Annotated in this window: 5 protein-coding genes; 4 read left to right on the forward strand and 1 reads right to left on the reverse strand. The window is 70.6% G+C overall.

The features are described from left to right. Together PROKR_RS29265 and PROKR_RS29270 are read left to right on the forward strand one after the other, a co-directional pair. Positions 1-1,192 (forward strand): S1C family serine protease (locus PROKR_RS29265; RefSeq protein ID WP_157602862.1); only part of this gene is annotated, 1,192 nt, incomplete at its 5' end. Positions 1,193-1,354: 162 nt separating this feature from the next. Beyond that, a complete protein-coding gene (locus tag PROKR_RS29270) occupies positions 1,355-1,852 on the forward strand; it encodes a GNAT family N-acetyltransferase (RefSeq protein ID WP_169736642.1) in 498 nt (165 codons plus the stop codon). Positions 1,853-1,864: 12 nt separating this feature from the next. On the opposite strand, the gene PROKR_RS29275 is transcribed toward PROKR_RS29270, so the two are convergent. After that, the gene (locus PROKR_RS29275) at positions 1,865-2,494 is read right to left on the reverse strand and encodes a TetR/AcrR family transcriptional regulator (RefSeq protein ID WP_036971196.1); all 630 of its coding nucleotides are present in this window, start codon (positions 2,492-2,494) and stop codon (positions 1,865-1,867) included. Positions 2,495-2,622: 128 nt separating this feature from the next. Between PROKR_RS29275 and PROKR_RS29280 the strand changes: the two genes are divergently transcribed. Both PROKR_RS29280 and PROKR_RS36615 read left to right on the forward strand, forming a co-directional pair. After that, positions 2,623-3,216 (forward strand): DUF6230 family protein, encoded by a 594-nt coding sequence (locus tag PROKR_RS29280; protein WP_036971199.1) that lies wholly within the window; start codon positions 2,623-2,625, stop codon positions 3,214-3,216. A 110-nt stretch (positions 3,217-3,326) separates the two neighbouring features. Next, the coding region (locus PROKR_RS36615) for a DUF6114 domain-containing protein (RefSeq protein ID WP_051433491.1) at positions 3,327-3,747 on the forward strand (421 nt) is incomplete at its 3' end.

Genomic DNA, 3,747 nt, shown 5'->3' on the forward strand with positions numbered 1-3,747 from the left:
CGCGGGTACGGCTGGCCTCATCACGCTCACCGGCGGCGCGGACAACGGCGCCTCCCTCGCGGACGTCGGCCAGTCGAACAGCCAGACCGTCCCGGTGAAGAGCTCCACGGTGGAGAACCCGGACTGGACGGCGGTCACCTCCGCCGTCGAGCAGTCCGTGGTGTCCATCCAGGTGCAGACCCAGGCGGGTGGCGCGGAGGGCTCCGGCGTCGTGCTCGACAGCCAGGGCCGCGTCCTGACCAACAACCACGTGGTCTCCGGGGCGCAGACCGTGCAGGTCACGCTCAGCGACGGCAGCGTGTACGAGGCCGAGATCGTCGGCACCGACCCGACCACCGACCTCGCCGTCGTCCAGCTCACCGACCCGCCGTCGGACCTCAAGCCGGCCAAGTTCGCCGACTCGGACAACGTGGTGGTGGGCGAGCCCGTGATGGCGCTCGGCAACCCGCTGGGCCTGGCGAACACCGCCACGACCGGCATCGTGTCCGCCCTGGACCGCCCGGTCACGGCCAGCGCCGAGGACGGGTCCGACCAGGTGGTCACCAACGCGATCCAGATCGACGCCGCGGTCAACCCGGGCAACTCGGGTGGTCCGCTGTTCAACGCTTCGGGCGAGGTCATCGGCATCACGTCCTCGATCGCGACGCTGTCGAGCGGTGGTGGCGGGACGTCCAGCAGCTCCGGCTCGATCGGCCTGGGCTTCGCGATCCCGGGCAACCTGGCGTCGCAGATCGGCGACCAGCTCAAGGAGAACGGCACCGCCCAGCACGCCTTCCTCGGCGTCTCGATGTCGGACGCCACGGCGACGGCGGACGGCGTCACCCGGCGCGGCGCGGGCGTCGAGGACGTCGTCGCCGACTCGCCGGCCGGCAAGGCCGGCATCGAGCAGGGCGACGTGATCGTCGCGATCGACGGGTCGGCGGTCAACAGCCCGGAGTCGCTCACGGCGTTCGTCCGGGAGAAGGAGGCCGGTGCCAAGTCGGTGCTGACCGTGGTTCGCGACGGCAAGACGCAGGAGATCACCGTCACGCTCGCGGTCAAGGACGAGGCGGCCACCTCCTCGCAGGACCAGCAGGGCCAGCTGCCGGGCCAGGACCAGGGCCAGCAGGACGGCTCGGGCTCGGGATCGGACCAGACCAACCCGAACAACATCCCGGACTGGCTGCAGCAGTTCTTCGACAACCAGGGCTGACCCTCTCCATCCCCTCGGGGGTGCCCTGGCGGGAGAGCAGCGGGGCGGGGCAGGACGCGGAACGGCGTCCTGCCCCGCCCCGTTCTCGTCCTGCGGATCCGTGCCGCCGCCATATTCGCGTTCGACGGGTGAACTTGGCCCGTCCGGACTATTTTGATCCGCGTGTCTGGGACATACACCGTGGTCAGGACCCTCGGCCGGTCGGATGCCGCGCACGACATCCTCGAGGAGCTGCCGGAATGGTTCGGCATCGACAGGTTCACGCACGAGTACGTCGACGCCGCGGCCAGGTTCCCCAACTACGTGGCGGTCGCGACCGAGGATCCCGGGGTCGACGGCGGCGCCATCCCGGCCGACGACGTGCTGGGCGTGCTGCTCCTGGACCAGCGTTATCCGACGTCGGCCGAGGTGCACCTGCTCGCGGTGCGCCGCAAGCACCACCGGGCCGGCATCGGGCGCAGTCTCATGGCGCGCGTCGAGGAAGACCTCCGCGCCCAGGGGGTGCGGCTCCTGAGCGTGAAGACGCTGGGGCCGTCGGCGTACGACCCGGGGTTCGACCAGACCCGGGCCTTCTACCGCGCCTGCGGCTTCCACCCGGTCGAGGAGTTCCCCGACCTGTGGGCCGACGACCCCTGCCTGCTGATGGTCAAGGCCCTCTGAGCCCCGACGGGCTCAGGCCTTGGCCGGTGCCCCGAACAGGGCCTCCGCGGCACCCGGCACAACGGCGGCGACGACGCCGCCCAGGCTGCGCTCGAGGTAGCCGACCAGCTCGTCGTCGGCCAGGTCGGAGTTGATGCCGCCGTCGACCAGGGCCTGCTCCGCGAGGGCCACCCAGGACCGGACCGCGATCCGCAGGAGCTCGGTCTCCTCCACGCCCAGCTCCAGCAGCACGGCCATCGCGCGCTCGGTCTGCTGGCGCCGCGCGTCCTCGATCACGGCCCGCACCTCCTCGTCGCCGCTGGCCGCGCCGCGCACGAGCGAGTAGAAGGTGGGTCCGTGCTCCCGGACGTACGCGACGAGCTGGCTCAGCGTGTTGGCCAGGCGCTCGGCGGGCGGGAGCTCCGGCTTGGGTTCCGAGGCGTGGAGCATGGAGTCACGCGCGCGGCGCACGATCTCGTGGTGCAGGCCGTTCTTGGAGCCGAAGTAGTAGTACACGAGCCCCGTCGAGACACCGGCCTCGGCGGCGATCTCCTCGACGGTCACCTCGGCCAACGGGCGGTCCGCAAGAGTTGCGACACCCAGTGCGACGAGCTGGTTGCGGCGTTCCTCCGGACGGAGTCGCGTGCGTCGGGCTGTTGCCATGCGTCGAGCATATCCGGCAAGCTTTGCGCCGCTGTCAGCGAGTCAATTGACGGTGAGTCAGTAGTCGCGCTACCGTCGCGGCGGGACGACGATGCCGTCGCCCTCACATTGGCACAAGGGGAAAACCAATGAAGCTCAGCAAGCTCACGGGGACGCGTAAGGGCCGCGTGGCTCTCGCCGTCATCCCGGTCACCGTTGCCGCCAGCATCCTGCTGGGCGGGGTCGCACAGGGCGCCGTGCCCGTCTCGTTCGCCATCTCCGGCAGCCAGTTCAAGATCGGCGCCGACAAGCTCGAGGGTGTGGGCTTCTCGCAGTACGCGGGCGTCGCGACCGCCTCGGACGGCACGCAGCACCCGGCCGCCATCGCCAACATCAAGGACGCGAAGCTCTTCAACCTCTGCCAGTCGGTCGTGCAGGACACCCCGCTCGGCAAGGTCGGCCTGCTGATCTCCGCGGGCACCGGTGACGAGCCCGCGAAAGCCACCGACCTGCAGATCGGTATGAACGACCTGTCGGGCACCGCGGTCTTCAAGAACATCCGCATCGGCGTGGACGCCTCGACGGTCAACACGACCAAGAAGGGCGACGCCGGCGACTTCGCCATGGACTCCGACTCGATCGACATCGACGGTCTCCAGCAGGTGTCGTGGAGCACGCAGGCCGCCGTCTTCCAGCTGACGGACCTCAGCCTCAAGATCACGGACGGCACCGAGTGCTTCTGAGTCCGGGTGACGGCCCGGCGGACGCCGGCCGCCCCGGACTTCGCGCGAGGTTTGCCGACTGGCGCAGGGACTTCGGTCCCTGGCGCCGGCAGCGGCCGTTCGTCGGGGGTGTGCTGGTAGTTCTCGCGGGCCTGGAGATGCTCCTGTCCGGCCCCATCAAGCTGGACCAGCTCGGCATGAACATCGTGCTGCGGTTCGGGGTCGAGGGCGCGCAGGCCACGATCCTGCCGCTCGCGCTCGTGCTGCTCGGGATCCTGGTGATCGCCCAGCCGGTGCACCGGATCTTCTACGGCGTGATCTCGCTGGCGATCTCCGTCTACTCGATCGCCGGCGTGAACCTCGGCGGCTGGGTCGTCGGGTTCCTGCTCGGCGTGGTCGGCGGCATCATCGTCGTGTCCTGGGCGCCCGAGGAGGAGTCCGGAGCGGGGGACGCGACCGGTCCGGCCGAGAAGCCCGACGCCGCTGCGGCGCCTGAGGCCGAGGCCTCCCCGGCCGCGGCTGGGGCAGCGGACGACCAGGCGCGGCCGGACG

Source organism: Promicromonospora kroppenstedtii DSM 19349 (assembly GCF_000515355.1).
GTDB classification, from domain to species: Bacteria; Actinomycetota; Actinomycetes; order Actinomycetales; family Cellulomonadaceae; genus Promicromonospora; species Promicromonospora kroppenstedtii.

Bases quoted from the DNA above. Each gene is read 5' to 3' on its own strand.
- PROKR_RS29275 (WP_036971196.1), bottom strand. From the start codon at position 2,494: ATGGCAACAGCCCGACGCACGCGACTCCGTCCGGAGGAACGCCGCAAC.
- PROKR_RS29280 (WP_036971199.1), top strand. From the start codon at position 2,623: ATGAAGCTCAGCAAGCTCACGGGGACGCGTAAGGGCCGCGTGGCTCTC.